Annotated in this window: 26 protein-coding genes and 1 tRNA gene; 6 read left to right on the top strand and 21 right to left on the bottom strand. The window is 67.8% G+C overall.

Annotation, left to right across the window (positions count from 1 at the left end):
* Nucleotides 1-8: 8 nt before the first annotated feature.
* From nuoE to tpiA, 8 genes are all read right to left on the bottom strand, one after another.
* A complete protein-coding gene (nuoE, locus tag BP05_RS01130; RefSeq protein ID WP_496359603.1) occupies nucleotides 9-536 on the bottom strand; it encodes an NADH-quinone oxidoreductase subunit NuoE in 528 nt (175 codons plus the stop codon).
* Nucleotides 533-1,828 (bottom strand): NADH-quinone oxidoreductase subunit D, encoded by a 1,296-nt coding sequence (locus BP05_RS01125; RefSeq protein ID WP_496359601.1) that lies wholly within the window; start codon nucleotides 1,826-1,828, stop codon nucleotides 533-535. The genes nuoE and BP05_RS01125 overlap by 4 nt, the downstream gene beginning before the upstream one ends.
* Nucleotides 1,825-2,550 carry an NADH-quinone oxidoreductase subunit C gene (locus tag BP05_RS01120; RefSeq protein WP_496359599.1) on the bottom strand — a complete coding sequence of 242 codons (726 nt, stop codon included), beginning with the start codon at nucleotides 2,548-2,550 and terminating at the stop codon, nucleotides 1,825-1,827. Before BP05_RS01120 ends, BP05_RS01125 begins: the two co-directional genes overlap by 4 nt.
* A 1-nt stretch (nucleotide 2,551) precedes the next feature.
* The gene (locus BP05_RS01115; RefSeq protein ID WP_496359597.1) at nucleotides 2,552-3,136 is read right to left on the bottom strand and encodes a NuoB/complex I 20 kDa subunit family protein; all 585 of its coding nucleotides are present in this window, start codon (nucleotides 3,134-3,136) and stop codon (nucleotides 2,552-2,554) included.
* Nucleotides 3,127-3,483: an NADH-quinone oxidoreductase subunit A gene (locus tag BP05_RS01110; protein ID WP_496359595.1), complete on the bottom strand. Its 357-nt coding sequence runs from the start codon at nucleotides 3,481-3,483 to the stop codon at nucleotides 3,127-3,129. The genes BP05_RS01115 and BP05_RS01110 overlap by 10 nt, the downstream gene beginning before the upstream one ends.
* Before the next feature lie 108 nt (nucleotides 3,484-3,591).
* Nucleotides 3,592-3,676, bottom strand: a tRNA-Leu gene (locus tag BP05_RS01105).
* Between the two features lie 117 nt (nucleotides 3,677-3,793).
* Nucleotides 3,794-4,270, bottom strand: coding sequence for a preprotein translocase subunit SecG (gene secG / locus BP05_RS01100; protein WP_496359593.1), 477 nt, complete (start codon nucleotides 4,268-4,270; stop codon nucleotides 3,794-3,796).
* A 19-nt stretch (nucleotides 4,271-4,289) separates the two neighbouring features.
* Nucleotides 4,290-5,036, bottom strand: a complete 747-nt coding sequence (tpiA, locus tag BP05_RS01095; RefSeq protein ID WP_496359592.1) for a triose-phosphate isomerase — start codon at nucleotides 5,034-5,036, stop codon at nucleotides 4,290-4,292.
* A 103-nt stretch (nucleotides 5,037-5,139) separates the two neighbouring features.
* Here tpiA and BP05_RS01090 point away from each other — a divergent pair, with 103 nt between their 5' ends.
* Nucleotides 5,140-5,814, top strand: a complete 675-nt coding sequence (locus BP05_RS01090; protein ID WP_496359590.1) for a DUF6445 family protein — start codon at nucleotides 5,140-5,142, stop codon at nucleotides 5,812-5,814.
* A 36-nt stretch (nucleotides 5,815-5,850) separates the two neighbouring features.
* Here BP05_RS01090 and BP05_RS01085 read toward each other — a convergent pair whose 3' ends face one another.
* The 5 genes from BP05_RS01085 to trpB form a co-directional block, all read right to left on the bottom strand.
* A complete protein-coding gene (locus tag BP05_RS01085; RefSeq protein WP_496359588.1) occupies nucleotides 5,851-6,786 on the bottom strand; it encodes an isopenicillin N synthase family dioxygenase in 936 nt (311 codons plus the stop codon).
* 66 nt (nucleotides 6,787-6,852) lie between these two features.
* Nucleotides 6,853-8,214, bottom strand: coding sequence for a phosphoglucosamine mutase (glmM, locus tag BP05_RS01080; RefSeq protein ID WP_496359586.1), 1,362 nt, complete (start codon nucleotides 8,212-8,214; stop codon nucleotides 6,853-6,855).
* Nucleotides 8,211-9,101: an acetyl-CoA carboxylase, carboxyltransferase subunit beta gene (accD, locus tag BP05_RS01075; RefSeq protein ID WP_496359584.1), complete on the bottom strand. Its 891-nt coding sequence runs from the start codon at nucleotides 9,099-9,101 to the stop codon at nucleotides 8,211-8,213. The genes glmM and accD overlap by 4 nt, the downstream gene beginning before the upstream one ends.
* A 124-nt stretch (nucleotides 9,102-9,225) precedes the next feature.
* Complete coding sequence (trpA, locus tag BP05_RS01070) at nucleotides 9,226-10,017, bottom strand: tryptophan synthase subunit alpha (RefSeq protein ID WP_496359582.1); 792 nt, start codon at nucleotides 10,015-10,017, stop codon at nucleotides 9,226-9,228.
* Between the two features lie 13 nt (nucleotides 10,018-10,030).
* Nucleotides 10,031-11,248, bottom strand: coding sequence for a tryptophan synthase subunit beta (trpB, locus tag BP05_RS01065; RefSeq protein ID WP_496359580.1), 1,218 nt, complete (start codon nucleotides 11,246-11,248; stop codon nucleotides 10,031-10,033).
* 97 nt (nucleotides 11,249-11,345) lie between these two features.
* Here trpB and BP05_RS01060 point away from each other — a divergent pair, with 97 nt between their 5' ends.
* On the top strand, nucleotides 11,346-12,239 hold the full coding sequence (locus BP05_RS01060) for a LysR family transcriptional regulator (protein WP_496359578.1): 894 nt from the start codon (nucleotides 11,346-11,348) through the stop codon (nucleotides 12,237-12,239).
* 4 nt (nucleotides 12,240-12,243) lie between these two features.
* Here BP05_RS01060 and BP05_RS01055 read toward each other — a convergent pair whose 3' ends face one another.
* The 6 genes from BP05_RS01055 to prmB all read right to left on the bottom strand — a co-directional run bounded on the left by BP05_RS01055 (nucleotide 12,244) and on the right by prmB (nucleotide 19,174).
* Nucleotides 12,244-12,906, bottom strand: a complete 663-nt coding sequence (locus BP05_RS01055; RefSeq protein WP_496359576.1) for a phosphoribosylanthranilate isomerase — start codon at nucleotides 12,904-12,906, stop codon at nucleotides 12,244-12,246.
* Nucleotides 12,907-12,919: 13 nt separating this feature from the next.
* Nucleotides 12,920-13,726: a tRNA pseudouridine(38-40) synthase TruA gene (truA, locus tag BP05_RS01050; RefSeq protein WP_496360594.1), complete on the bottom strand. Its 807-nt coding sequence runs from the start codon at nucleotides 13,724-13,726 to the stop codon at nucleotides 12,920-12,922.
* 151 nt (nucleotides 13,727-13,877) lie between these two features.
* The gene (locus BP05_RS01045) at nucleotides 13,878-15,644 is read right to left on the bottom strand and encodes a motility hub landmark protein FimV (RefSeq protein WP_496359574.1); all 1,767 of its coding nucleotides are present in this window, start codon (nucleotides 15,642-15,644) and stop codon (nucleotides 13,878-13,880) included.
* Between the two features lie 145 nt (nucleotides 15,645-15,789).
* On the bottom strand, nucleotides 15,790-16,806 hold the full coding sequence (locus tag BP05_RS01040) for an aspartate-semialdehyde dehydrogenase (protein WP_496359572.1): 1,017 nt from the start codon (nucleotides 16,804-16,806) through the stop codon (nucleotides 15,790-15,792).
* Nucleotides 16,807-16,960: 154 nt separating this feature from the next.
* A complete protein-coding gene (gene aroC, locus BP05_RS01035; RefSeq protein ID WP_496359570.1) occupies nucleotides 16,961-18,088 on the bottom strand; it encodes a chorismate synthase in 1,128 nt (375 codons plus the stop codon).
* A gap of 138 nt (nucleotides 18,089-18,226) precedes the next feature.
* Nucleotides 18,227-19,174 carry a 50S ribosomal protein L3 N(5)-glutamine methyltransferase gene (gene prmB, locus BP05_RS01030; protein WP_496359568.1) on the bottom strand — a complete coding sequence of 316 codons (948 nt, stop codon included), beginning with the start codon at nucleotides 19,172-19,174 and terminating at the stop codon, nucleotides 18,227-18,229.
* A 106-nt stretch (nucleotides 19,175-19,280) separates the two neighbouring features.
* Here prmB and BP05_RS01025 point away from each other — a divergent pair, with 106 nt between their 5' ends.
* The 3 genes from BP05_RS01025 (at nucleotide 19,281) to BP05_RS01015 (ending at nucleotide 21,295) form a co-directional block, all read left to right on the top strand.
* Nucleotides 19,281-19,922 carry an SCO family protein gene (locus BP05_RS01025; RefSeq protein WP_496359566.1) on the top strand — a complete coding sequence of 214 codons (642 nt, stop codon included), beginning with the start codon at nucleotides 19,281-19,283 and terminating at the stop codon, nucleotides 19,920-19,922.
* Entirely contained in the window at nucleotides 19,919-20,791 is an 873-nt protein-coding gene (asd, locus tag BP05_RS01020; RefSeq protein ID WP_496359564.1) for an archaetidylserine decarboxylase, read from the top strand. The genes BP05_RS01025 and asd overlap by 4 nt, the downstream gene beginning before the upstream one ends.
* Nucleotides 20,792-20,935: 144 nt before the next feature.
* Nucleotides 20,936-21,295, top strand: coding sequence for a hypothetical protein (locus BP05_RS01015; protein ID WP_496359562.1), 360 nt, complete (start codon nucleotides 20,936-20,938; stop codon nucleotides 21,293-21,295).
* 74 nt (nucleotides 21,296-21,369) lie between these two features.
* Here the strand turns inward: BP05_RS01015 and BP05_RS01010 are convergent, their stop codons facing one another.
* Complete coding sequence (locus BP05_RS01010; RefSeq protein ID WP_496359560.1) at nucleotides 21,370-22,059, bottom strand: lysoplasmalogenase; 690 nt, start codon at nucleotides 22,057-22,059, stop codon at nucleotides 21,370-21,372.
* A 22-nt stretch (nucleotides 22,060-22,081) separates the two neighbouring features.
* Nucleotides 22,082-23,623 carry a transglycosylase SLT domain-containing protein gene (locus BP05_RS01005; RefSeq protein WP_496359558.1) on the bottom strand — a complete coding sequence of 514 codons (1,542 nt, stop codon included), beginning with the start codon at nucleotides 23,621-23,623 and terminating at the stop codon, nucleotides 22,082-22,084.
* Between the two features lie 219 nt (nucleotides 23,624-23,842).
* Between BP05_RS01005 and BP05_RS01000 the strand changes: the two genes are divergently transcribed.
* Nucleotides 23,843-25,390 (top strand): helicase HerA-like domain-containing protein, encoded by a 1,548-nt coding sequence (locus tag BP05_RS01000; protein WP_496359556.1) that lies wholly within the window; start codon nucleotides 23,843-23,845, stop codon nucleotides 25,388-25,390.
* Nucleotides 25,391-25,428 lie beyond the last annotated feature (38 nt).

The raw sequence follows: 25,428 nt of genomic DNA, 5'->3' as shown, positions 1-25,428 counted from the left end.
CCCGAGCCTCACTTCAGACCGTCGAGCAGCTCGTCCACCTTCGCGGTGTCGAGCTTCTCGTGGTAATGGCCGTTGATCACGACGACCGGGGCGCCGCAGCACGCGGCCACGCACTCTTCCTCGCGCTTGAGGTAGACGCGGCCGTCGGCGGTAGATTCGCCCAGCTTGCAGCCGAGCTTCTTCTCGGCGTGCCTGACCAGGTCTTCGGCGCCGTTGAGCCAGCAGCTGATGTTGGTGCAGAAGGCGACGTTGTTGCGGCCGACCTTCTCGGTCTCGAACATCGAATAGAACGATGCGACCTCATAGGCCCACACCGGCGGCAGGTCGAGGTACTTGGCGACCGCGGCGATCAACTCGTCGCTCAGCCAGCCGTCGTTCTGCTCCTGCGCGGCGTGCAACCCCTGCAGCACGGCCGAACGCTTGCGATCCGGCGGGAACTTGGCCAGCCAGTGGTCGATGTGCGCGCGGGTCTTGTCCGACAGTACGACCATCGGATCGACATTGCGGGCGTTTTCGAAGTTGCCAGTGGCCTTCATCGGTCGATCTCACCAAACACGACGTCGTAGGTACCGATCATCGCCACCACGTCGGCCAGCATGTGGCCCTTGACGATCTCGTCCATCGACGAAAGGTGCGCAAAACCTGGCGCACGCAGCTTGCAGCGGAACGGCTTGTTGGCGCCGTCGGAAACCAGATAGCAGCCGAACTCGCCCTTGGGCGCTTCCACCGCGGCGTAGGCTTCGCCAGCAGGGACGCAATAGCCTTCGGAGAACAGCTTGAAGTGGTGGATGAGGGCTTCCATGTCGTCCTTCATCTCTTCGCGCTTGGGCGGCGCGACCTTGAAGTTGTCGACGATTACGGGGCCCGGATTGGCCTTCAGCCACTTCACGCACTGCTGGATGATGCGGTTGGACTGGCGCATCTCGGCGACGCGGACCAGGTAACGGTCGTAGCAGTCGCCGTTGACGCCGAGCGGGATGTCGAAGTCGACTTCCGCGTACTTGGCGTAGGGCTGCTTCTTGCGCAGATCCCAGGCGATGCCGGAGCCGCGCACCATCGGGCCAGTCATGCCCCACGCGAACGCCTGCTCCGGCGAGACCACGCCAATGCCGACGGTGCGCTGCTTCCAGATGCGGTTGTCGGTCAGCAGCGTCTCGTATTCGTCGACGCGCTTGGGGAAGTCTTCGGTGAAGCGCTCGAGATAATCCAGCAGCGAGCCTTCGCGCCATTCGTTGAAGCGCTTGAGCGACTGGCCCTTGCGCCACGGCGATTCCTTGTAGCGCGGCATCTGCGCCGGCAGGTCGCGGTAGACGCCACCCGGGCGGTAATAAGTCGCGTGCATGCGCGCGCCGGAGACCGCTTCGTAGCAGTCCATCAGCTCTTCGCGCTCGCGGAACGCGTACAGGAACACCGCCATCGCGCCGAGGTCGAGCGCGTTCGAACCCACCCACATCAGGTGGTTCAGGATGCGCGTGATCTCGTCGAACATCGTGCGGATCCACTGCGCACGCTCGGGCGCCTCGATGCCGAGCAACGTTTCGATAGCACGCACGTAGGCATGCTCGTTGCACATCATCGACACGTAGTCCAGTCGATCCATGTAGCCGATCGACTGGTTGAACGGCTTGGATTCGGCCAACTTCTCGGTGCCGCGATGGAGCAGGCCGATATGCGGATCGGCGCGCTGCACGACTTCGCCGTCCATCTCGAGGATCAGTCGAAGAACGCCGTGCGCGGCCGGATGCTGCGGACCGAAGTTCAGCGTGTAGTTGCGGATCTCGGCATTGAGGACGCCGGAACCATTGGAATTGGACAGCACGGAGCTCACTTCTTCACCTCCGCCTTCTGCGCGGCTTCACCGGCGGCGGTTTCGTAGCGTGCGTCGTCGCGGATCACGCGCGGGACGAGCACGCGCGGCTCGATCGATACGGGCTCGTACACGACGCGCTTCTTCTCGGCGTCGTAGCGCACTTCGACGTTGCCGATCAGAGGGAAGTCCTTGCGGAACGGATAGCCGACGAAACCGTAGTCGGTCAGGATGCGGCGCAGGTCCGGATGGCCTTCGAAGACGATGCCGAACAGGTCGAAGGCCTCGCGCTCGAACCAGTTGGTTCCGGCCCACACCGAGGTCAGCGAAGCCACCACCGGCAGGTCGTCGTTTTCGGCGAAGGTCCGCAGGCGCAGGCGCTGGTTGTGCTGGTACGACAGCAGGTGCGCAACCGCGGCGAAGCGGCGTTCGGGCGCACTGGCGGCGCCGTTCGGGACTTCGCCCCATACGAAGCGGCCGGCGCTCTTGCCTTCCACGCCACGCGAAAAGCCTTCCGAGGACACGTCGGTGTCCCACTCGTCGCTGCCGTAGCTGAGGTAATCGACGCCACTGACGTCGACGCACTGCTCGAAGCCGAATTCGTCGCGCAGCGCGGTGGCCGCGGACAGCCAGGCATTTGCGGCGACGTCGATCGTCACTTCACCGCGAGGCTCGGCAACGGTGACGAGCGCGTCGGGAAAGCGCTCGCGCAGGCGGTCGGCGAAGGAGGATGCGGTTTCCATGTCAGCGCACGCCCTGCTTGTGCTCGCCGAAATTGGTGCCGCGGCGGATCTTCTTCTGCAACTGCAGGATCCCGTAGACCAGCGCCTCGGCGGTCGGCGGGCAGCCCGGCACGTAGATATCGACCGGGACGATGCGGTCGCAGCCACGGACCACGGCATACGAGTAGTGGTAGTAGCCGCCACCGTTGGCACACGAGCCCATCGAGATCACCCACTTCGGGTCGGGCATCTGGTCGTAGACCTTGCGCAACGCCGGGGCCATCTTGTTGACCAGGGTGCCGGCCACGATCATCACGTCGGACTGGCGCGGCGAGGGACGGAACACCACGCCATAACGGTCGAGGTCCAGGCGCGCGGCGCCGGCATGCATCATCTCGACCGCGCAGCAAGCCAGGCCGAAGGTCATCGGCCACATCGAGCCGGTGCGTGCCCAGTTCCACAGCGTGTCGAGATTGGTGGTGACGAAGCCTTGCTGCATCACCGGGTTCTGGTCTTCGGGCAGCAGCAGATCGTCCAGCCGCCCTTCCGGCAGCGGGTTGTGCATCAGCCCGGAAACGGTGCCACCGATGGTCTGGATCACTCCCATTCGAGCGCGCCCTTCTTCCACACGTAAATGAAGCCAATCACCAGCAGCGCGAGGAACACGCCCATTTCGACGAGGCCGAACACGCCGAGCTCGCGGAATACCAGCGCCCAGGGAAAGACGAAGGCGATTTCCAGGTCGAAGACGATGAACAGGATGGCGATGAGGTAGTAGCGCACGTCGAACTGCATGCGCGCATCCTCGAAGGCGGCAAAGCCGCATTCATAGGGCGAGAGCTTCTCGACAGAGGGGCGCTGGGGGCCGAGCAGGCGGCCCACTACCAGCAGGGCGACGCCGATGCCACCGGCGACGATCAGGAACAGCAGGGTCGGCAGGTATTCGGCCAGCACTCGCGTTCTCTCGGCTATGCCGCTTCGAAGCGGCGTTGGCTCGGCATCTGGGTGCCGTCGTTGCTTACGCTGAAGGGGCCGCACGCCGTGCGAACCCCTTCAGAAGTTTGGTGCCCAAGGGGGGACTCGAACCCCCACGACCTAAGTCGCTACCACCTCAAGGTAGTGCGTCTACCAATTCCGCCACCTGGGCTTGAAACGTTCGGCCGTCCCGGCCGCTTCCGATCACCGCCGAAACTTTGGCGCTGACTGGCACCCGACTACTCCGTGCCGGGCTGGAAAGATGCATATGGTACCGCGTTTACCCCGATCAGCCGCCAGATGCGGGCTGTGCCGGAGCAGGCTGTTGCTGCGTCGCCGGCGCGGGATTCGCCGGGGCCGCATTGCTGGCGGGCGCGGCGGGAACCGTCGTGGCAGGAGCGCTCGAAGCCGGAGCCGCCGGGACACTGGCCGGCGCCGACGGGATCGCGGCGTTGCCCGAAGCGGGCGCGGCCGGCGCCGCCGGCACTTCCGACATCAGCCCCTTCTCTTCGGTGACCGGGCCGGAGACCTTGCTGCCATGGCTCGCGTTCCAGGCCATGAACAGGCTGATGACGAAGAAGGCGACGGCCAGCCACTTGGTCGACTTCGACAGGAAGTTCGAAGCACCGCGTGAACCGAACACCGTGCCCGACGCGCCCGCGCCGAAGCCCGAACCCGCCTGCGCACCGGCGCCGCGCTGCATGAGGATCAGCGCGATCATCGCGATGGCGATCAGCACATAGATGACGTTGAGGAACAACAGCATCGTGGAAGAACTCTTTAGGTTATGCCGCCGCGGCGACGATGGCATTGAAGTCGGCAGCGACCAGCGAGGCCCCGCCTACCAGGCCGCCGTCGACGTCCGGCTGCGAGAACAGCGCGGCCGCGTTGTCGGCCTTCACGCTTCCGCCGTACAGGATCGGCAGCGAGCCAGCGATTCTAGCATCGTATTGCGCGATTTCGCCACGGATGAATGCGTGGACTTCCTGTGCCTGCTCCGGCGTGGCGGTTCGGCCGGTACCGATCGCCCAGACCGGCTCGTACGCGATGATGGCGCCCTGCACCGCGGCGGCCCCATGTTCGAGAATGGGACCGAGCTGCTCCTGCAGGCGCCATTCCATCTGACCGTTCTCGCGTTCGCCCAGCGTCTCGCCGACACACAGGATGGGCACCAGTCCGGCCGCCTTGGCGGCGAAGAACTTGCGCGCCACCACGGCACTGCTCTCGTGGTGATGCTGTCGGCGCTCGGAGTGCCCGACCAGGCCATAGCGTGCACCGACGTCGACCAGCATGGCCGCCGACACTTCCCCGGTGTACGCCCCCTTCTGGTTGGCGCTGACGTCCTGCGCGCCAAACTGCAGGCCGCGTCCCTCGTAGCGATCGACAAGCTCGCCCACGTAGGGCAGCGGCGGCAGGATGATGCGCTCGACGCCCGCAGGCGCATCCACGACTGCAACCGCATCGAGCAGTTCGAGGGCGAACTTGCGGTCGCCATGCAGCTTCCAGTTTCCGGCGACGATCTTGCGGCGCATGGCTGACCTCGAATGCGAAAGGCGCGCAGTTTACAGCGGGCCGGGCCTTTCCTCAGCCCGCGGACTGCCAGAATAGGCACAACGCCCTGTCGGCCGTCGCACCATGCCTGTTTCGATCTCTCCCCGCCTGCCCATCCTGCCGTACCGCAAGCCCACCGAAGGCCGGGACTACTGGCTGCTTGACGATGCGCTGCCCAATCCGGACGAGGTGCGCGCGCGCTTCCTCGCGCGCACCGACTGGTACGAGGGGTATCCGCACAAGCCGGAAAGCTGGCCCGGGCTGCGCGCGATGCCGGCACTGGAACCGGACGAACTGGCGCGCCTTGAGGACCAGGTCAGAAAGGCAACGGGCGCGTTGAAGCTGTGGGTGGAGAGCGCCGGCGACGCCGGCACGCTCAACCACAACTGCGTGCAGGTGGTCGGCTACAACGAATGCGAGCCGCGGCCCCACACCGATTCTCGCGCGCTGTGCCGCTATGCGGCGGTGCTGTACCTCAACCCGAACGTGCCGGACGAATGCGGCACCAGCTTCTACCGGCAGCGCCTGCCCGGCGGACAGCGCGGCGGCAACCTCGTGCAGCCGCCGCACAACAACCTGGTGGAGGCGCTGGGCACGCGTTTCGTCGACATCGGCGCCTTCGCCGAGGACGTCGCGATTCCGCACCGCTACAACCGCCTGCTGGTGTATCGCGCCAACCTGATCCACAGCGCGACCGGCTACTGGGGCCACACGCTCGAGAAGAAGCGGATGGCGGCGGTGTTCTTCTGGATGGCCTGACGGCCCTCCCCGCCCGCGGCGGAGAGGGCGCGACGCTTACTTGAGCTTGATCTCGGCCAACCGCTCTTCCAGATAACCGTGGGCGGTGATGGGCTCCGGGTAGCGGCTCGGATTATCCGAGGTGATGCACGAAGGCAGCACGTCGATCAGGAAATCCGGGTTCGGGTGCAGGAAGAACGGCGTCGAATAACGCGGCTGGCGCGCCTTCTCGCCCGGCGGATTCACCACGCGATGGGTAGTCGACGGATACACGTGGTTGGTCAGGCGCTGCAGCATGTCACCGATGTTGACCACGATGGTGTCCGCGTCCGCGGTGAACGGCACCCACTCGCCCTTGCGCGACTTCACTTCCAGGCCTTCCGAGCTCGCACCGACCAGCAGCGTGATCAGGTTGATGTCCTCGTGCGCGCCGGCGCGCACGTTCGGGATGTCGTCGGTCGTGATCGGCGGGTAGTGGATCGGACGCAGGATCGAGTTGCCGAAGTCGGTCTTGTCGGCAAAGTAGGTTTCCGGCAGGCCGATGTGCAGCGCCAGCGCGCTCAGCACGCGCGAACCCAGCTGGTCGAGCGCCTGGTACAGGCCATAGGCGAGCTCGCGGAACTCGGGAATCTCCTCGGGCCACAGGTTCGCCGGCATGACGTCCGCGTACTTCGAATCGCGTGGGATTTCGCGGCCCACGTGCCAGAACTCCTTGAGGTCGAAGTACTTGGAATCCTTGGCCGTCTCGATGCCGAACGGCGTGTAGCCGCGCGCGCCGCCGCCGCCGGGGACGTGGTACTTGCGCTTCACTTCGTCCGGCAGCGCGAAGAAGCGCTTGAAGACGTCGTACGAACCGTCGATCAGCGATTGCGGAATGCCGTGGTTGCGGATGCCGGCGAAGCCCCACTCACGGTAGGCCGCACCGAGTTCGGCGACGAAGGCCTCGCGGTCGGTGTCGAAGCGGCGGATGTCGAGGGTCGGGATCTGGCTCATGAAAGTTGCTGTCTTGTTCGGAAGGTGGACTGTGCCGCAGCGGCGCCGGAAGCGGCTTGACCGGGGTCAAACCGCGGCCAATCGCACGGCTGTGGCGAGGTTGTCGAGGATGGCATCGACCAGGGCCGCATCATCGGCCTCGACGGTGACGCGCACCACCGGTTCCGTGCCAGATGGGCGCAGGAAGGCGCGACCACGGCCGGCCACGGCGGCCTGCGCGTCCGCGAGCGCGGCGAGCACGGTGGGCGCCTCGGCGGGCTTCACCACACCCGGGGTGTAGCGCACGTTCACCGTCTTCTGCGGCACGCGATGCAGCCCCTGCAACGCCTCGCGCAGGGACAGGCCGCGACGGCGCAGGACTTCCAGCACCTGCAGCGCGCTGACGATGCCATCACCCGTACCGCTCCGGTCCAGGCACAACATGTGCCCCGATGCCTCGCCGCCGAGCACGCCACCGTTGGCCACGAGTTGCTGGTGCACATAGCGGTCGCCGACCTTGGCGCGGATGAAACCGATGCCGTCCTGCTCAAGGGCGCGCTCGAGGCCGTAGTTCGTCATGAGCGTGCCGACGACGGGGCCGGCCAGCCGGCCGCTCTCCTTCCAGTCGCGCGCCAGCACGTACAGCAGATCGTCGCCGTCGCGTACGCTGCCGTCGCCGTCGACGAACATGACCCGGTCGCCGTCGCCATCGAACGCGATGCCAAGATCCGCCCCGGTCTCGCGCACGCGCGCCGCCAGGGTCTCCGGATGCGTCGAGCCAACGCCGTCGTTGATGTTGAGCCCGTTCGGGTCTACCCCGATGGCATCGACGCGGGCACCGAGCTCGCGCAGCACCAGCGGGCCCAACTGGTACGTGGCACCGTTCGCGCAGTCCATCGCGATGCGCATGCCGCCCAGATCGAAGCCCTTGGGCACGGAACTCTTGCAGTGCTCGATGTAGCGGCCCAGCGCGTCGCGCGTGCGCACAGCCTTGCCGAGCTGCTCCGACGCCACGGTGTGGAACGGTTGCTCCAGCGCGGCCTCGATGGCCAGCTCCGTCGCGTCGTCCAGCTTCTCGCCCTCGGCCGAGAAGAACTTGATGCCGTTGTCGTAATGCGGGTTGTGCGAAGCGGAAATGACGATGCCACCGTCGGCACGCATCGAGTGGGTCAGGTGCGCGACGGCGGGCGTCGGCATCGGCCCCATCAACTGCACGTCCACCCCGGCTGCGACCAGGCCCGCTTCCAGTGCGGCCTCGAACATGTAGTTCGAGATGCGCGTGTCCTTGCCGATGATCACCTGCGGCTTGCGCCAGTCACGACGGCCTTCGTACGCACGGGTCAGCGCGTAGCCGTAGGCGTTGCCGAGGCGCAGGACGAAGTCGGCCGAAATCGGACCTTCGCCGACCCGTCCGCGGATGCCGTCGGTGCCGAAGTACTTGCGGCTCAAGCAGCGACCTCGGGATCGTCCTGCGGCGCGGGCTGCTTCATCATCAGCGCGAGCAGGTGCGCAAGGCGGTCGCGCATTTCGCGACGGTCGCAGATCTGGTCGACGGCGCCGTGGTCGAGCAGGAATTCCGAGCGCTGGAAACCTTCCGGCAGCTTTTCCCGCACGGTCTGTTCGATCACGCGCGGGCCGGCGAAGCCGATCAGCGCTTCAGGCTCGGCCATGTTGATGTCGCCAAGCATGGCGAACGAGGCCGAAACGCCGCCGGTGGTCGGGTGCGTCATCACCGAGATGTACGGCAGGCCCTTGGCGCGCAGGCGTGCCAGCGCCGCGGACGTCTTGGCCATCTGCATCAGCGAGAACAGGCTTTCCTGCATGCGCGCGCCGCCGCTGGCGGAGAAGCACACGAACGGGCAGCCGAGGTCGGCGGCGCGTTCGGCCGCCAGGGTGAAGCGCTCGCCGACCACCGACCCCATCGAACCGCCCATGTAAGCGAAGTCGAACGACGCGGCGACCAGGTCGCGGTCCTTCAGCTTGCCCTGCATGGCCACCAGCGCGTCACGCTCGCCAGTGGACTTCTGCGCGGCCTTGATGCGGTCGGAGTACTTCTTCTGGTCCTTGAACTTCAGCACGTCGGTCGGGCCGAGTTCGGCACCGATTTCGCCGGTGGTGTCCGCATCGAACAGCGAGGCCAGCCGCGCACGGGCGCGGATCGGCATGTGGAAGCCGCACTTCGGGCAGACCTCGAGGTTTTCCTCGAGCTCCGGGCGATAGAGCACGACGCCGCAGCGGTCGCACTTCTCCCAGAGGCCCTCGGGCACGCTGCGGCGCTTGGCCGCGCCGGATTCGGTCCGGATGCCGGAGGGCATGAGTTTCTTCAGCCAGGACATGCGTTGGGTGTTCCCCTGTTAAGGCGCTAATGGCGAACGCCCAGTTTAGCGCGAGCAGGGTCCCGCCGGTCCCGGGGCCGGTTTTGTGTGGCGCGGGTCGCAAAAATCGTGTTTCCGGGCACCGCTAGGCGTCGAGCGCGGCACGCAGGGGGCGCAGGAACCCGCCCGCGGCGGCCACCGGATCGGTGCTGGCCTGCAAGGCGGCGACCAGGGCACTGCCCACCACGACGCCGTCGGCTTCGCGGGCCATCGCCCGCGCCGATGCCGCGTCCTTGATGCCGAAACCCGCCGCGACCGGCACCGTGCTGCGAGCCCGGATCGCCTGGAGACGGTCGGTGGCCGCGGCGGTGTCCAGGCGGTCGGCGCCGGTCACGCCGGCAAAGCTGACGTAGTAGAGGTAACCGCCGGCTTGCCCGCACAGCGATGCCAGGCGCGCGTCGCTGGTCGTGGGCGCCGCCAGCAGGATCAACGCGAGGCCATGGGCCGCGAAGGCGGTGCGGAACTCCGCAGCCTCCTCGGGCGGTAGGTCCACCAGCAGGACCCCGTCGACGCCAGCGGCGACCGCCTCCAGGGCGAAGCGGTCCGCGCCGCGGATCTCCACGGGATTGAGATACCCCATCAGCACCACCGGGGTGTCCACATCACCTTCGCGGAAGGCGCGCACGCAGTCCAGCACGTACGACAGCCCGGCCCCGCGCGCGAGGGCGCGTTCCGAACTGCGCTGGATCGTGGGCCCGTCCGCCATCGGATCGGAGAACGGCACGCCCAGTTCGATCACGTCGGCGCCCGCTTTGGCCAGCGCGTGCATCACCGGCACTGTCGCCTCGAGCGACGGATCGCCGGCGGTAAGGAAGGGAATCAGGGCCTTGCGCCCTTCGGCTTTCAGCTGGGAGAAGCGGTTATCGATGCGATTCATCGGCATGCGGGATTCAGAAGGTGATGCCTTCGCGGCCGGCGATCGTGTGCACGTCCTTGTCGCCGCGACCGGACAGGTTGCACAGCACGATCGCGTCCTTCGGCAATTGGCGCGCCAGCTTGATGGCCTGCGCGATGGCATGGCTGGATTCGAGCGCGGGCAGGATGCCTTCCGTACGCGCCAGCCGATGGAACGCGGCCAGGGCTTCGTCGTCGGTCACGCCGACGTACTGCGCGCGGCCGGTGTCCTTGAGGAACGCGTGTTCCGGGCCCACGCCCGGATAGTCCAGCCCCGCCGAAACCGAGTGCGTTTCGATGATCTGGCCATCGTCATCGCATAGCACGTAGGTGCGGTTGCCGTGCAGTACGCCCGGACGGCCCGCGGCCAGCGATGCGGCGTGGTGACCGGTGGCGATGCCCTCGCCCGCCGCCTCGGCGCCGACCAGGCGAACTCCTTGGTCGTTGAGGAAGGCATGGAATACCCCGATCGCGTTGCTGCCGCCGCCGACGCAGGCCGTGACCACATCCGGCAGGCGTCCGTATTCGGCCAGCATCTGCGCGCGCGCTTCGCGGCCCACGACTGCGTTGAAGTCGCGGACCATGCGCGGGTACGGATCGGGACCCGCGACGGTGCCGATGATGTAGAACGTGTCGTGCACGTTGGTGACCCAGTCGCGCATCGCCTCGTTGAGCGCGTCCTTCAGCGTCGCCGAACCGCTGGTCACGGGCACCACGGTCGCGCCCAGCAGCTTCATCCGGTAGACGTTGATCTTCTGGCGCTCGATGTCGGTAGCGCCCATGTAGACCACGCACTCCAGCCCCAGCCGCGCCGCGACGGTGGCGGATGCGACGCCGTGCTGGCCCGCGCCGGTCTCGGCAATGATGCGGGTCTTGCCCATGCGGCTGGCCAGCAGCGCCTGCCCGATGGTGTTGTTGATCTTGTGCGCGCCGGTGTGGTTCAGGTCCTCGCGCTTGAGCAGGATGCGGGCTCCGCCGACCTCCCCGCTCAGGCGCTCGGCGTGGTAGATCGGGCTGGGCCGGCCGACGTAATGCGCGAGATCGGCTTCGAAGGCGGCGATGAAGTCCGGATCCACGCGGGCCTCGTCGTAGGCCTGCGCCAGCGCCTCGAGCGGCCCGATCAGGGTCTCGGCTACGAACCGCCCGCCGAACCGGCCGAAATGGCCGGCGGCGTCAGGAAATGCGTGGAAGTCCTGGATCTCGGGGGAATTCATCGGGTTGGACGGATGGGCGGGAGGTTTTACTTTATCGCGCATGCAGGCCCGCCCAAATCGATAAAATCTGGCCGTTCTGTCAGGAAAAGTCACAGATATGAGCCGCGACCTGCCCCCGCTCAATGCCCTGCGCGCCTTCGAGGCCGTCGCCCGCCTGGACAGCGTCAGCCGTGCCGCCGTGGAGCTGCACGTCACCCATGGGGCCATCAGCCGCCAGTTGCGGGGGCTCGAGGAAGCGGCTGGTACGCCGCTGTTTGTCCGCCAAGGCCGCGGCCTGGTCCTGACCGCCGCAGGCCGGCGGTTGCACCAGGCAGCCGAATCCGCCTTCGCCCCGCTGCGCTCGGCCTGGACCGAACTGCAGCAACGGCCCGCGCACGCGCCATTGGTACTGGGCTGTCCGGGCAGCGTCTTGGCCCGATGGGTCATTCCCCGGCTGGAGCGGCTCGCGCGCGAACAGCCGGAGCTGAAGTTGCACCTCTCCGCGAGCGACTCCGTGCCCGATGAATCCATGGCCGGACTCGACGCCGCCCTGTTGATTTCGCAGCCGCCGTGGCCCTCGCGATGGCAGGTGCATGCCCTCGCGCCCGAACGCATCGGCCCCGTGGTCAGCCCGCGCTACACCGGGTTCGAACGCTTGCGCTCCGCCCCGCCGGAAGTACTGCTGGAAGTACCGCTGCTGCATACCGCATCGCGGCCGCAGGCCTGGGGCGAGTGGGCGCGTCGGGCGGGCTTGGAGCCGGCCTCGCTGCAGCTCGGCACCGGCTTCGAGCACCTCTACTACCTGCTCGAGGCCACCGAAGCCGGGCTCGGTGTGGCTATCGCACCCGAACCGCTGGTAGCCGAAGACCTGGCCTCAGGCCGGTTGGTGGCGCCGTGGGGGTTCATCGCCACGGATGCGCAATGGGTGCTGTGCTCGCCCAGGCGCCGCGAAGATCGCAGGATCGCCAGGCTGGCGACATGGCTGCGCGAGGTCCTGGCGGAAGCGCACTGACCCGTCAGTCGTGGTGGCAATCCGCGCGCCGCGCCTCTTCGACGAAACGCCGCATGCAGTCGCCATCCTTGATACCTGGCGACAGCTCTATGCCAGTCGACACGTCCACGCCCCATGGCCGCGTCGCGGTGATCGCGTCGAACACGTTGTCCGGAGTAAGCCCACCTGCCAGCAGCCACGGCTTGCCCGGATCGGGCGGAATCTGCGCCCAATCGAAGGTCTTGCCACTGCCGCCCTCGCCACCCTGCTCATGGCTGTCGAAGAGGAATCCCGCGGCACCCGGGTAACGTGCCCGCAGCGGCATGGACGGCTGGCCATTGCCGTTGCCATTGCCTCCCATGGCGACGGCCTTCACGTAAGGCACGCCGAAGCTGCGGCAGAACGCGTCGTCTTCGCTGCCGTGGAACTGCAACAGACTGGGCCGCACGTGGCGCACGATCTCGCGCACCTCGTCCTGCGAATTGTCCTTGAACAGGGCGACCGAATCGACGAATGGAGCGAGTGCCGTGCGCATCGCGCGCGCTTCCTCCGGCTCGACGCGCCGCTTGCTGTGGTGTGCGAATACGAACCCGACTGCATCCACGCCCAGCTCGCTTGCCAGGCGGACATCACCGGCACGGGTGACACCGCAGAACTTGATGCGCGTGCGGAAATAATTTGGCTTCACGGTCACGGTCTCCTCATAGGCGAACGTGCGCAGGCAGGCCGAAGCGCTCGACGACATCGGCGGGATAGCGTGGCCCAAGGAAGACCAACCCGCTCGCCGGCGCCGTCGGCCCGGCTCTGGTGCGGTCGCGCCCGGCAAGCAGTTCGGCGATCCAGCCCTCTGCCGCATCGCCGCGCCCGACCACCAGCAAGCTTCCGACAATATTGCGCACCATGTGGTGAAGAAAGGCGTTGGCCTGCACTTCCACCGTCACCACCTCGCCATCACGCGACACCGTGATCTCCTGCAGTTCGCGCCGCGCATGCGGGGCTTGGCAGTGCACGGTACGGAACGCGGAGAAGTCGTTCTCCCCCAGCAGGGCCTGCGCCGCGCGATGCATGGCGCGGGCATCGAGGGGGCGGCGCTCCCAGGTCAGCACCTGGCGGTTGAGCGCGGGCCGGATCGCACGGTTGAGGATGGCGTAGCGGTAGCGCCGCGCGCGCGCGGAAAACCGCGCGTGGAAATCCCCCGTCACCGGCACGCACCACAGCGCACCCATGGCGGGAGGCAGCTTGCTCGTCGTGCCGAGCACCCAGCCGCGCGGGTCGCGCAGCACCGGGCTGTCGAAGTGGATGACCTGGCCCGCCGCGTGCACCCCGGCATCGGTGCGTCCGGCGCAGATGGTTTCGATCGGTCCGCCCGCCACGAACGACAAGGCCTCCTCGAGCACCGACTGCAGGGTGAGGTACCCCTCCGGATCACTTTCGCCGTGCTTGCTCAGGCGCTGCCAGCCGCTGAATTCGCTGCCGTCGTATTCGATCCCCATGGCGTAGCGCTGCATGGACGGCGCGGGTACGGCGGTGTCAGGCGGGACGTGCGACATGCGTTCCGTAATGCCGTGGGAGCGGCACGCTCAATTCCGGTGAGCCTGCAGGCCTGGCATCACGCAAGGCCGCGGCGGTGAGGCGCCGAACGCAGTCCGGCGCGCGAATTCATTCCAGTTCGCGCAGCATCCGCTGCGCTTGTTGGCGCGCAGCGTGGTCGCCATTGATCACGATCTCGCCGAGCAGCTGGCGTGCGCCAGCGAGATCGCCGAGGTCGAGGTATGCGCGCGCCAGTTCCAGGCGCTCATGGGCGGCCTGTGCGGCCGGGTCGAGCAGGTCGCGTTGCGCGTTGCCGGTATGCCACGCGGGTGCCGCACGGACGGGCGGCTCGGCCGCGCGCGTTGCGACGGCAACCGGTGCGGCGGTAACGGCTTCTATCTCGGGCTCGCGCACTTCGGCCTCTTCGACCCGCTCGGGCTCCACCCTTGGAGCGAACGCATCGGCGATCGAGGGCGTGGCCGCGGCGCCGGGCGCGCGGAAACTCGGCTTCGCCGCGTCGCGACGGCGGAGGAACCAGGCCAGCAGCGCGCCGACAAGTAAGGCCCCGCCGATGCCAAACACCCAGGGCAGCGCCGAAGCCTGCGTCTGCTGCTTCTGCGTTGCGGCAAGGCGCTGCTGCGCGGCAGCCAGCTCGCTGTCCTTCATCGCGAGCAGTTGCTGCTGCTGGTTCTGCAGCTTCTCCAGTTCGGCGACGCGGCTCTTGAGCTCCTGCGTTTCGGCCTCGCGCGCGGCGAGAGTTTCCTTGGTCTGGGTCAGTTCCTGCTGCAGCATCGCGCCCTCGCCTCCGGCGCTGAAGCCGGACTGTGTGCCCGCCTTGGTCGCATCGCTGGCGCCAGGCGGAACGATTTCCAGCCGTGCATCGGCAACGCGCTTCGAGGTGGAAGTGGAAGCGGTGGAGGCCGGCGACGGCCGGCCTTGGGCGGGCGCCGCCGCCGAAGCCACGTCGGCATCCGCAGGCTGTGGCGCAGCGCGGCGCGAGACGCGCCATTCCTGGATCTGGGTATGGACGATGGCGCTGGCTTGATGGGCATCCAGCTCGGTCATCGCGTCGCCGCCGGGCATCCGCAACACGGCGCCCGCTTTCAAGCGATTGATGTTGCCGTCGATGAAGGCTTCGGGATTGGCGCGCAGCAGCGCGATCATGGTCTGGTCGAGCGTACCGGTGCCGCCCACGCGGGTCGCGATCGCCGACAGCGTGTCGCCACTGCGCACTTCGAGGTCGCTGCCGTCCAGCTCGGAGCGGGCCATCGGCGCCGGCGCCGTGGCTACCTGCGGCGGCGGGGCCGTCGGTGCGATCGCGGTGCTCTGTTCCTGCGGCGCCGGTGCGGTGGGAGCGGCCTCGGTCGGCGCGGCCTCGGTCGGGCCGGGCTCGGGTTGCGGTTCGGTTGCGACGGCGGGTGGTTCGGCCGGGCGTTCGATTACGGCGGGCGCTTCGACCACCGGCGCGGCGATCTCGGGCTGCAGCGGTGCCGAAACCGTACGCGGGGCGTCCACCAGCGCCGAATACTCGCGCACGAGGCGCCCCTGCCCCCAATCGACCTCCACCAGGAAGGTCAATAGCGGCTCGCTGACCGGCTGCGTGCTGGTGACGCGGATGACCGGATTGCCGCGGGCGTCCAGGGCCTGGGTGAACTGCAGTTCCGCGATGATGCCGATCGGCGGGCGCAGGCCGATGCGGGAGAACGTTTCGGGCGAAGCGAGGCCCGCCTGGAGTTGCTCCAACTCGGTCGGATCGCTGCTGACGATCGGAATCTCGGCCAGCAGTGGCTGCCCGATCTTCGACTTGACTTCGATCTGGCCCAGCCCGAGTGCGGACGCGCCGAAGCTGGCGAACGCCGCCACAAGCGCCAGAACTGTTCCCGCGATTCGTTTCACGACCGGCCTCTCGGCTATCCCCGGGGCGACTCTAGCCCCCAGTGCAGGCGGTTTGCAATGAAGCTGCCGCAAATGATTGAGCGGGTTCAGATTTCCGTCGCCGCGCCGGCACGAGTCGCGGCGGCAGCCGCGACCCCCTCCGCGATCAACCTTCGGCGATCACCAACTCGGCCAGCTGCACCGCGTTGGTCGCGGCGCCCTTGCGGATGTTGTCGGCCACGACCCACATGTCCAGGCCGCGCGGGTGCGACACGTCCTCGCGCAGGCGACCGACGTAAACCGGATCGCTGCCCGAGGCGTGGGTGACCGGAGTCGGGTACCCACCGGCCTTGCGCTCGTCCACCACTACCAGGCCCGGCTGCGCGGCGAGCAGCTCGCGCGCCCGGTCGACGCTGATCTTCTCGCGGGTTTCGATATGCACGGCCTCGGAATGGCCGTAGAACACGGGCACCCGCACCACGGTGGCATTCACCAGGATGCTGTCGTCGCCGAGGATCTTGCGGGTCTCGGTGACCAGCTTCCATTCCTCGGTGGTATAGCCGTTGTCGAGGAAGTCGCCGCCGTGTGGGATCACGTTGAAGGCGATCTGCACGGGATACACCTTCGGCTCCGCGTCCTGGAAGTTGAGCAGCGCGGCCGTCTGACGACCCAGTTCCTCCATCGCCTTGACCCCGGTGCCCGACACCGACTGGTAAGTCGCGATGTTGATGCGCTCGATGCCCACGGCCCGGTGGATCGGAGCCAGCGCGACCATCAGCTGCATGGTCGAGCAGTTGGGGTTGGCGATGATGCCGCGCGGACGGTTCTTCGCCGCTTCCGGGTTCACTTCCGAGACCACCAGCGGCACGTCGGCGTCGCCGCGGAAGCTCGAGGAGTTGTCGATCACCACCGCGCCGGCGGCGGCGAACTTCGGTGCATATTCCTTCGACACGGCGCCACCGGCGGAGAACAGAGCGATATCGACGCCGGTCGGGTCGAACTTCGCCAGGTCCTCGACGACGAGCTGGCGGGCGCCGAAGTCGACCTTGCTGCCAGCGGAACGCTCGCTGGCGAGGACGTGCAGCTTGCCGACCGGGAACTGGCGCTCGGCCAGCACCCTCAGCATGGTTTCGCCGACAGCGCCGGTGGCGCCGACTACGGCAACGGTATAGGTCTTGCTCATTGCTTAGCTGTTCCTGTGGTGTGGCGGCCGGTGGCGTCTGGGATTGTGCGCCCTGCCGGTCGTGGAATTGGGTTGTCGGGCGAAACGATCGCGCGGCGCGGCTGCAACAGGCGCTTGTCAGGCCTGGCGGCGGGAAGCTGCAAGCAACCGGCCGCTACCGTTTCTTGCCGGTTGCTTTCGCGGGAACGCGTGGCATTACCTCGCCCACGTCGCCGCACTGGGCACGGTGGCGCAGGGCCTGGTCCATCAGCACCAGCGCGACCATGGCTTCGCAGATCGGAGTGGCGCGGATGCCGACGCAGGGATCGTGGCGGCCCGTGGTCACGACCTCCACCGCATTGCCGTCGGTATCCAGGCTTTGCGCCGGCAGGCGCAGGCTGGAAGTCGGCTTGAACGCCGTGGACACCCGCAGCGCCTGGCCCGTGCTGATGCCGCCGAGGATGCCGCCGGCGTGATTGCTCAGGAATCCTTCCGCGCTGATCTCGTCGCGGTGTTCGCTGCCCCGCTGCGCAACGGAAGCGAAGCCGTCGCCGATCTCCACGCCCTTCACCGCATTGATCGACATCAGCGCCGCCGCCAGCTCGCCGTCGAGCTTGCCGTAGATCGGCTCGCCCCAGCCTGGCGGCAGGCCTTCGGCAACGACGTCCACGCGCGCGCCGACCGAATCGCCGGACTTGCGCAGGGCATCCATGTAGCTTTCCAGCTCATCGACCTGCGTCGCATCGGGCCAGAAGAACGGGTTGGACTCGACCACCGCCCAGTCGACATTGTCGGCATCGAAGCCGCGCGGAGCGACATCGCCGATCTGCGACAGGTAGCCGCGCACCTGCACGCCATGGCGTTCGGCCAACCACTTCTTCGCGATCACCGCCGCCGCGACGCGCATCGTGGTCTCGCGCGCGCTGGAGCGCCCGCCGCCGCGCGGATCGCGGATGCCGTACTTCTGCCAGTAGGTGTAATCCGCGTGACCCGGGCGGAACTGCGCGGCGATGTTCGCGTAGTCCTTGCTGCGCGCATCGGTGTTGCGGATCAGCAGTGCGATCGGCGTACCGGTGGTGACGCCTTCGTAGACGCCACTGAGGATCTCGACTTCATCCGCCTCGTGCCGCGCCGAGGTGTGGCGGGTCTTGCCGGTGGCGCGGCGCTCCAGGTCGTAGCGGAACTCTTCCGGCGAGATCGCGATGCCGGGAGGACAGCCGTCGATCACGCAGCCGATCGCCGGACCGTGGCTCTCGCCGAAGGTCGTCACTGCGAACAGCCTGCCGAAAGTGTTGCTGGCCACGTGGGATCCTGGTGCCGCCGCCTGCGACGAAACGTTCGGCGCGGAGTGAAGTGGGCGGGTTAAGGCCTTGAAATATACGGGAAACCGGCCAGCGCGGAGCGCACCGGCTTATGCGATGTCGCTATTGCCCGCCGCGCATCAGCCGCGCGCGTCGGCCAGTTCCTTGATCCGGGCGCGGTGTTCGACCAGGTCGTGCCGCTCGACCACGAAGATGCCCATCTGCCCGACCTTGAATTCCACCCACGCCATCGGCAGCTCCGGCAGCAGCGCGGCCAGCGCCTGCTCGGCCTCGCCCACCTCGCAGATGAGCAACCCGTTCTCGCTGAGGTGTTCCGGCGCGTCGCGCAGGATCTTCAGGGCCAGGTCGAGGCCGTCGTCGCCCGCGCGCAGGCCCAATTCGGGCTCGTACGAGTACTCCTTCGGCAGCGCGTCGGTCTCGGCGTTGGTGACGTAGGGCGGATTGGTGACGATCAGGTCGTACACCTCGCCCTCCAGGCCATTGAACAGGTCCGACTTGCGCAGGGTGCAATTGCCCGCCTGCAGGCGTTCCTTGTTCTCCGCGGCCAGGGAGAGCGCATCGTCGTTGATATCCGCGCCGTCCACCTGCCAGTTCGGGTGGTAATGCGCGGTGGCGATGGCAATGCAACCCGAACCCGTGCAGAGGTCGAGTACGCGTTCCACCTCGCGCCCGCCGAGCCACGGTTCGAACCCCGCCAGGATCAGCTCGGCGATGGGCGAGCGCGGCACCAGCGCGCGGCGATCGCTCTTGAAGTTCAGGCCGGCGAACCAGGCCTCGCCCGTCAGGTAGGCCGCCGGAACGCGTTCGGTGATCCGGCGCTCGAACAGCGCCAGCACCTTCGCCTGCTCCCCGGCGGTGACGCGCGCGGCGCCGTACACCGGGCTGAGGTCGTGCGGCAGGTGCAGCGCGTGCAGTACCAGCTGCGTCGCTTCGTCCAACGCGTTGTCGTAGCTATGGCCGAAGGTCAGCCCGGCTTCGTTGAAGCGGCTGCCGCCGTAGCGGATCAGGTCGATGATCGAGACCTGCTCGAACGTCACCTGTTCGAAGCGGGGGGACTGGACGGCCACGGCGGCTCTGCACGGAAAAGGGCCGCCAATTATACGGGTCGCCCGGCGGCAACCTGGCCCGTCGGGATCGCCCGGTATCATGGCGCCCGCTCTTGAAGGAACCGGCATGTTCAATCGCACCACCCTCTACGTGCTCATCGCCGCGCTGGCGGCCGCTTTCGGCCTGCTGGCGGCCCGCGCCTGGTTCACCCACTCGCCCGCGGCCGCCCGCCCCGCCCTGAAGGCCGCGCGCCTGTTCGACCCGCCGCGCGAGCTGCCGGGCTTCTCCCTGCGCCAGTCCGACGGCACGCCGCTCGTGCCCGGCGAACTGAAGGGGCACTGGACGCTGGTGTTCCTGGGCTTCACCCATTGCCCGGACGTATGCCCGACCACGCTGGCGCAGCTGGCCGGCGCGCAGAAGCAATGGGCGGTGCTCCCGGAGGCCACCCGCCCGCGCGTGCTGTTCGTGTCGGTGGATCCTGAGCGCGACACGCCCGATGCCATCGGCGAATACGCCCATGCCTTCCACCGCGACACCCTCGCGGCGACCGCAGACGTGCCCGCGCTGGAGACGTTCGCGCGCTCGCTCAGCATGGTCTTCGCGAAGGTACCGGCCGGCAGCGGTGCCCCCGACCAGTACTCGATGGACCACAGCGCCTCCCTGGCGGTGCTCGACCCGCAGGGGCGGCTCGCCGGCTTCATCCAACCGCCGTTCGAGCCCAAGGACATTGCCGACGACATGACCGCATTGAGCGAGGACAGCAAGTGAGCCCCATCACCGCCCTTACCTACATCCTGCCGCATCGGCTGCTGTCGTCGCTGGCGCGCAGGCTGGCGTACTCGCGCAACCCTGCGATCAAGCAATGGCTGATCGACACGGTGACGCGCAAGTTCGGCGTCGACCTGGCCGAAGCGGCGAACCCCGACCCGACCAGCTATCCCACCTTCAACGCGTTCTTCACCCGCGCGCTCAAGCCCGGCGCTCGCGTCGCCGATGCCGATCCGCGCGCATTGCTGATGCCGGCCGACGGCAAGATCAGCGAATGCGGCCACATCGGCCGCGCCGACGAAGGCGTGCTGCACGAGGACGCCGGCCACATCTTCCAGGCCAAGGGCCACGGTTTCACCACCGCCGAACTGCTGGGCGACGCGGACGCCGCGCGTGCCTTCGACGGCGGCGTGTACGCCACCGTGTACCTGTCGCCCAAGGACTACCACCGGGTGCACATGCCCTGGACCGGAACGCTGCGCGAAACGGTCCACATCCCGGGCCGCCTTTTCAGCGTCGGGCCCGACGCGGTGGGATCGGTATCGCGCCTGTTCGCCCGCAACGAGCGCCTCGTGTGCCACTTCGATTGCGATTTCGGGCCGATGGCGGTGGTGATGGTCGGCGCACTGCTGGTGTCAGGCGTGGAGACAGTGTGGGGCGGCGTCGAAATCCCTCCGTATGGCGGGCCGGTGACGACCAAGGACCATCGCGGCCGCAACCTCACCCTGCAGCGTTTCGCCGAAATGGCGCGCTTCAATTACGGTTCGACCGTGATCGTGCTGCTGCCCAAGGGCGTGGCCGAGCTGGCGCCGGAGCTGCGCGCACAACTGCCAGTGAAACTCGGATCGCGCCTTGCAACAATCGCCTGACAGGCAATACCCGATCGACACCACCGCGTCGCATACAAGGAGGCTTCAATGAGCAGACTGAGTTTCGCTGGATCCGTTCTCGCCCTCGGCTTGGCAGTGGGCGCGCTGTGTCCGTCCGCATCGGCGCAGACGGCGGCACCCGTCTTGAAGAAGGGCATCGTCGTCCAGGGCGGGCGGGAAGCGATCGGGCCCAAACAGGACGACCCCCGCGCCGTCAGCGAAGGTGGCTGCGACGACGGCGGCACGATCCGGCCTGCAACCGGCAGCAACGATCCGGCTGCGACGCAGGGAATCATCGTGCAGGGCGGCCTGGAAGCCATCGGCCCGAAGCAGGACGATCCACGCGCCGTGGCTGGCGCATCCACCGGCGCGCGCGCCATCGGTCCCAAGCAGGACGATCCACGCGCGGTTGGCGGCTCCACCGCCACGCGCGCCATCGGGCCGGAGCAAGACGACCCGCGCGCGCCTTCTGCGGCCTGCCAGCGCAAGAAGGCCAAGAGCTGACGCGGGGCACGGCATCGCCAGAAATCGGAAAAGGCGGCCATCGGCCGCCTTTTTCGTCACCAACCTGCGTTCGTCTACTGCCGGCGCACGGACAGCCCGATCAGCACCTGCGCGATCCAATAGGTCGCCAGCACCAGCACGACCGCCGCGGGAAACGGCGCCACGAAACGATCGATCGCGAGACTGGCGTCGGAAGCGACGAAGAAGACGCCGCCCAGTGCCGCCGTGGCGCTGGCGCGGTCCCGCAGCACGCACCAGGCGGCCGCCGCCTGTGCGGCCATCGCCGAGAGCAGCAGCACGTAGATCGCGACCGGCGGTTTCAGGCCGGCGGGCAAGTGCGGCCACAGGATCGCCGAGACGGTGAGCGCAATAGCCAGGTAGAGCAGGAAGGGCCACGTGGTGGCCAACGGCTTGGCGCGGCTACAGAACGCGACCAGGTAGGCCACGTGCGCGAACAGGAAACTGGCCAGGCCGAACACGAACCAGTCCGGCCCGCGCGATGCCTGCGGAAGCATCAGGAAGATGTCGCCCAGCGTGGACAGCAGCAGGCCGGCCAGCACGGCATTGCGGTAGCGACCGGCGCCGTGGCCCGCGACCACCACCATCGCCGCGACCAGCAGCGTCGCCAGTGGCTTGCAGGCGTAGTGCAGCCAACGCAACTCCGGAACGACCGCGCCAGCGATCGCGAGGCCCGAGACCAGCGCAACGGCCACGACCCAGCGCGAATCGCCCGCGCGCATGGGCGCCAACGTGTCCACGAGCATTCCCCTCTCCCTGTGGTCCTGCTTACTCGCCGCACCCATCCAGCTTCAGTTTCTGCCCCGGTCGGAGGGCGAAGCGCGGTCCCTTGATCTTGTTGACCCTGGCCAGTTCGCCCGTGTCGCACTGGAACCTCTGGGCGATGACCGTGAGCGTCTCGCCGCGCTGCACGCGGTAGTCACGCGGCCGCCGGGGCTTGCTGGGCTTGGGCTTTTCGACCTGCCGGACGACAGGCGCCGGCGCTGTCTCGCCCGCGCCTTCGACTTCTCCAGCCCCGTTCATGCCGACCGTCGTGACCGGCCCCATGCGCACCACCGCGGTATTCGGATCGCTCAACACCAGGGTGCGTGCGAGCTCCGCGCGCGGTCCGGACGTGCACCAGCGGTTGTACAGGCCCACGATCTTGGTCGTTGCGTTGAGCGTGGTGCCTGCCGGCAGCCAGCTTTCGGCCTGGTAGCGCGGATTGAGGTTGCGCAGCGCGCGCATGTAACCCTCACGCTCGCCGCGATTGCCCAGGCAGATGGTGAGCTGGTAAATCGAACTGGGCTGCGCCAGGCGCAGCGGCGCGGGCTTGGCGTCCACCTTGGGAAAGCTCAAGCCATATTCGCGCGGGTGCAGGAACAGCCAGGCCGCGGCGATCACCATCGGCACGTAGTCCTGCGTTTCGGACGGGAACTGGTTGTAGACCCCGGCTTCCCAGAAGTTTCCCCCGCTGCCCTGGTACACGCGCAGCGCGCGGCCCTCGCCGCCGTTGTACGCGGCCAGCGCCAGTTCGATGCTGCGGTTGAGCTGGCCCATGCGCTCGTTGAGATACGCGGCGCTTGCTTCCGCGGCGCGGCGCGGGTCGTAGCGCGTGTCGAAGCCGGTGCCGTCATCGCCCAGGCCGAAGCGCCGTCCGGTCGTGTACATGAACTGCATCGGCCCGGCGGCGCCGGCGCGCGAGGTCGAATGGACCTTGCCGTTGGATTCCTTGGCCATGATCCCGAACAGCAGCGCTTCGGGCAGGCCCGCGCGCTCGTACTGCGGCCACATCAGGTGGCGCATGTACTGGTAGTTCTCGTAGCTGCCGATCAGCGGGCCGCGCATGTCGGTCAACCAGCGCCGGATCCCGGCCTGCACCGCCGGATTGAACTGCACCATCTTGTCGAAGCGGTGGTCATCCGCCAGCAGGTGCGCGGCGCGCGCCGCCTCGGGGACGTCCGCGGCGAGCGTGTTCGAATGGTCGTCGTCTTCCGGCTCATCCTCGGAGGCATCGGCTTCGGCGTCGGCATTGAGCTTCAGCAAGCGCTTGTAGCTCGCCAGCATCGTGGGCACCGAGCACCCGCGCTGCTTGATGCACTCGGCGATGACGTCCTCCATGTCCTCGAGGGCGGCATCGCTCTGCTTCTGGCCGTCCGGATCGGCGTTGCCGATCTGCACCATGGCATCGCGATACTTGGATTCGGCCGCCTGCATGCGCTGGTTTAGCGCATCGACGTTGGCCTGGTCGCGGCGCGAGAGCGCGGCGGCATTGCCGGAAATCGCGGCCAGCACGGCCACGGCGAGCAGGGAGCGGGACAACTGCGGCATGGGAGAAGTGTGCGTGGGGGTCTGGGGAGGGTAGTCCCCCGGCGGCCGCGGGGGCAATGGCGAAAAACGCGCCATCGCGCATGCAGTCGCCGGAATGCGACATCCGTCCGGACGCGACGGAACTTCGACGCCGCACCAGTGGCACGGGGTTGGTGTGCACGGAACGGCGAAAGTTCGACGCTGGCATAGAATCCCTCCACCTTCCGCCCGGACCCACCCATGGCAGACAACGCGGCTTCTGTGAACGCGATCCTCATCGGCAAGGCGGTCACCGCCCCCGATTCCCTGCCGGAGACGCATGGCCAGGTCTTCCTGCAGGGCCGCCTGGGCAATCGGCATGGCCTGGTCGCCGGCGCCACGGGCACCGGCAAGACGGTCACGCTGATGACGATCGCGGAAGGTTTCTCGCGCATGGGCGTGCCGGTGTTCCTTGCCGATGTGAAGGGCGATGTCGCCGGCCTGGCGGTGCCCGGCGCACTGAACGAGAAGCTGCAGGCACGCATCAACGAGATCGGCATCGCCGATTACGCCAGCGAGGCCAGCCCGGTCGTGTTCTGGGACCTGTTCGGCAAGAGTGGCCATCCCATCCGCACCACGGTCAGCGAGATCGGCCCGACCCTGCTGTCGCGGATCCTGGAGCTGAACGACACCCAAGGCGGCGTGCTCGACATCGTCTTCAAGCTTGCCGACGACCGCGGCCTGCTGCTGCTGGACCTGGAGGACCTGCGCGCCCTGCTCGGCCTGGTCGCCGATGAACGCAAGGACATCTCCACCTCGTACGGACTGGTCAGCACGCAATCGATCGGCGCGATCCAACGCGCGCTGCTGCGCCTGGAGCAGGAAGGTGGCGAGATGTTCTTCGGCGAGCCTGCGCTGGACCTCGCCGACCTGATGCGCACCACGACCAACGGCCGCGGTGTCGTCAACGTGCTCGCGTCGGAACAGCTGATCCTGAAGCCGCGCCTGTACTCCTCGTTCCTGCTGTGGCTGCTGTCCGAGCTGTTCGAACGCCTGCCCGAGGTCGGCGACCTCGACAAGCCGAAGCTGGTGTTCGTGTTCGACGAGGCGCACCTGCTGTTCGACGACGCGCCGCCGGCCCTGCAGCAGCGCGTCGAACAGGTCGTGCGCATCATCCGTTCCAAGGGCGTGGGCGTGTATTTCTGTTCGCAGTTTCCCGACGACGTCCCCGACGAGATCCTGGGCCAGCTCGGCAACCGCGTGCAGCACGCACTGCGCGCCTTCACCCCACGCGACCAGAAGGCAGTGAAGACCGCCGCCGAAACCTTCGTCGCCAACTCCAGGCTCGACGTGGCCGAGGCGATCTCCAAGCTGGGCACCGGCGAAGCGCTGGTGTCGACGCTGCAGGACAAGGGCGTGCCGATGCCGGTGGAGCGCACGCTGATCGCGCCGCCGCGGTGCCGCATGGGTGCGATCACCGACGCCGAACGCGCCCAGGTGCGGGCCACCAGCCCGGTCGGCGCCAAGTACGACAACGCGATCGATCGCGAGTCCGCCGCCGAGATGCTGGCGAAGAAGGCCGAGGTCGCGACCACCAAGGCGGACGCGCCGGCGGCGAAGACGCGCGAACAGGACGATGCGGAAGACGCCGGCTTCGGCCAGGCGGTGAAGGATGCCGTCTTCGGCACCAGGCGCCGCCAGGGCATGGTCGAGACGATGGCCAAGCAGACCGCGCGCACCGTCGGCAGCCAGATCGGACGGCAGATCCTGCGCGGAGTGCTCGGTGGGATCTTCGGTGGGCGTCGCTGAACCACGCGTCGCGATTGCTGCACCGCAGGGTTGACGCT

Source organism: Lysobacter oryzae DSM 21044, from assembly GCF_059568595.1.
Note: the sequence above shows the minus strand (reverse complement) of the source record. Positions and strands in the feature narration are given on the sequence as shown.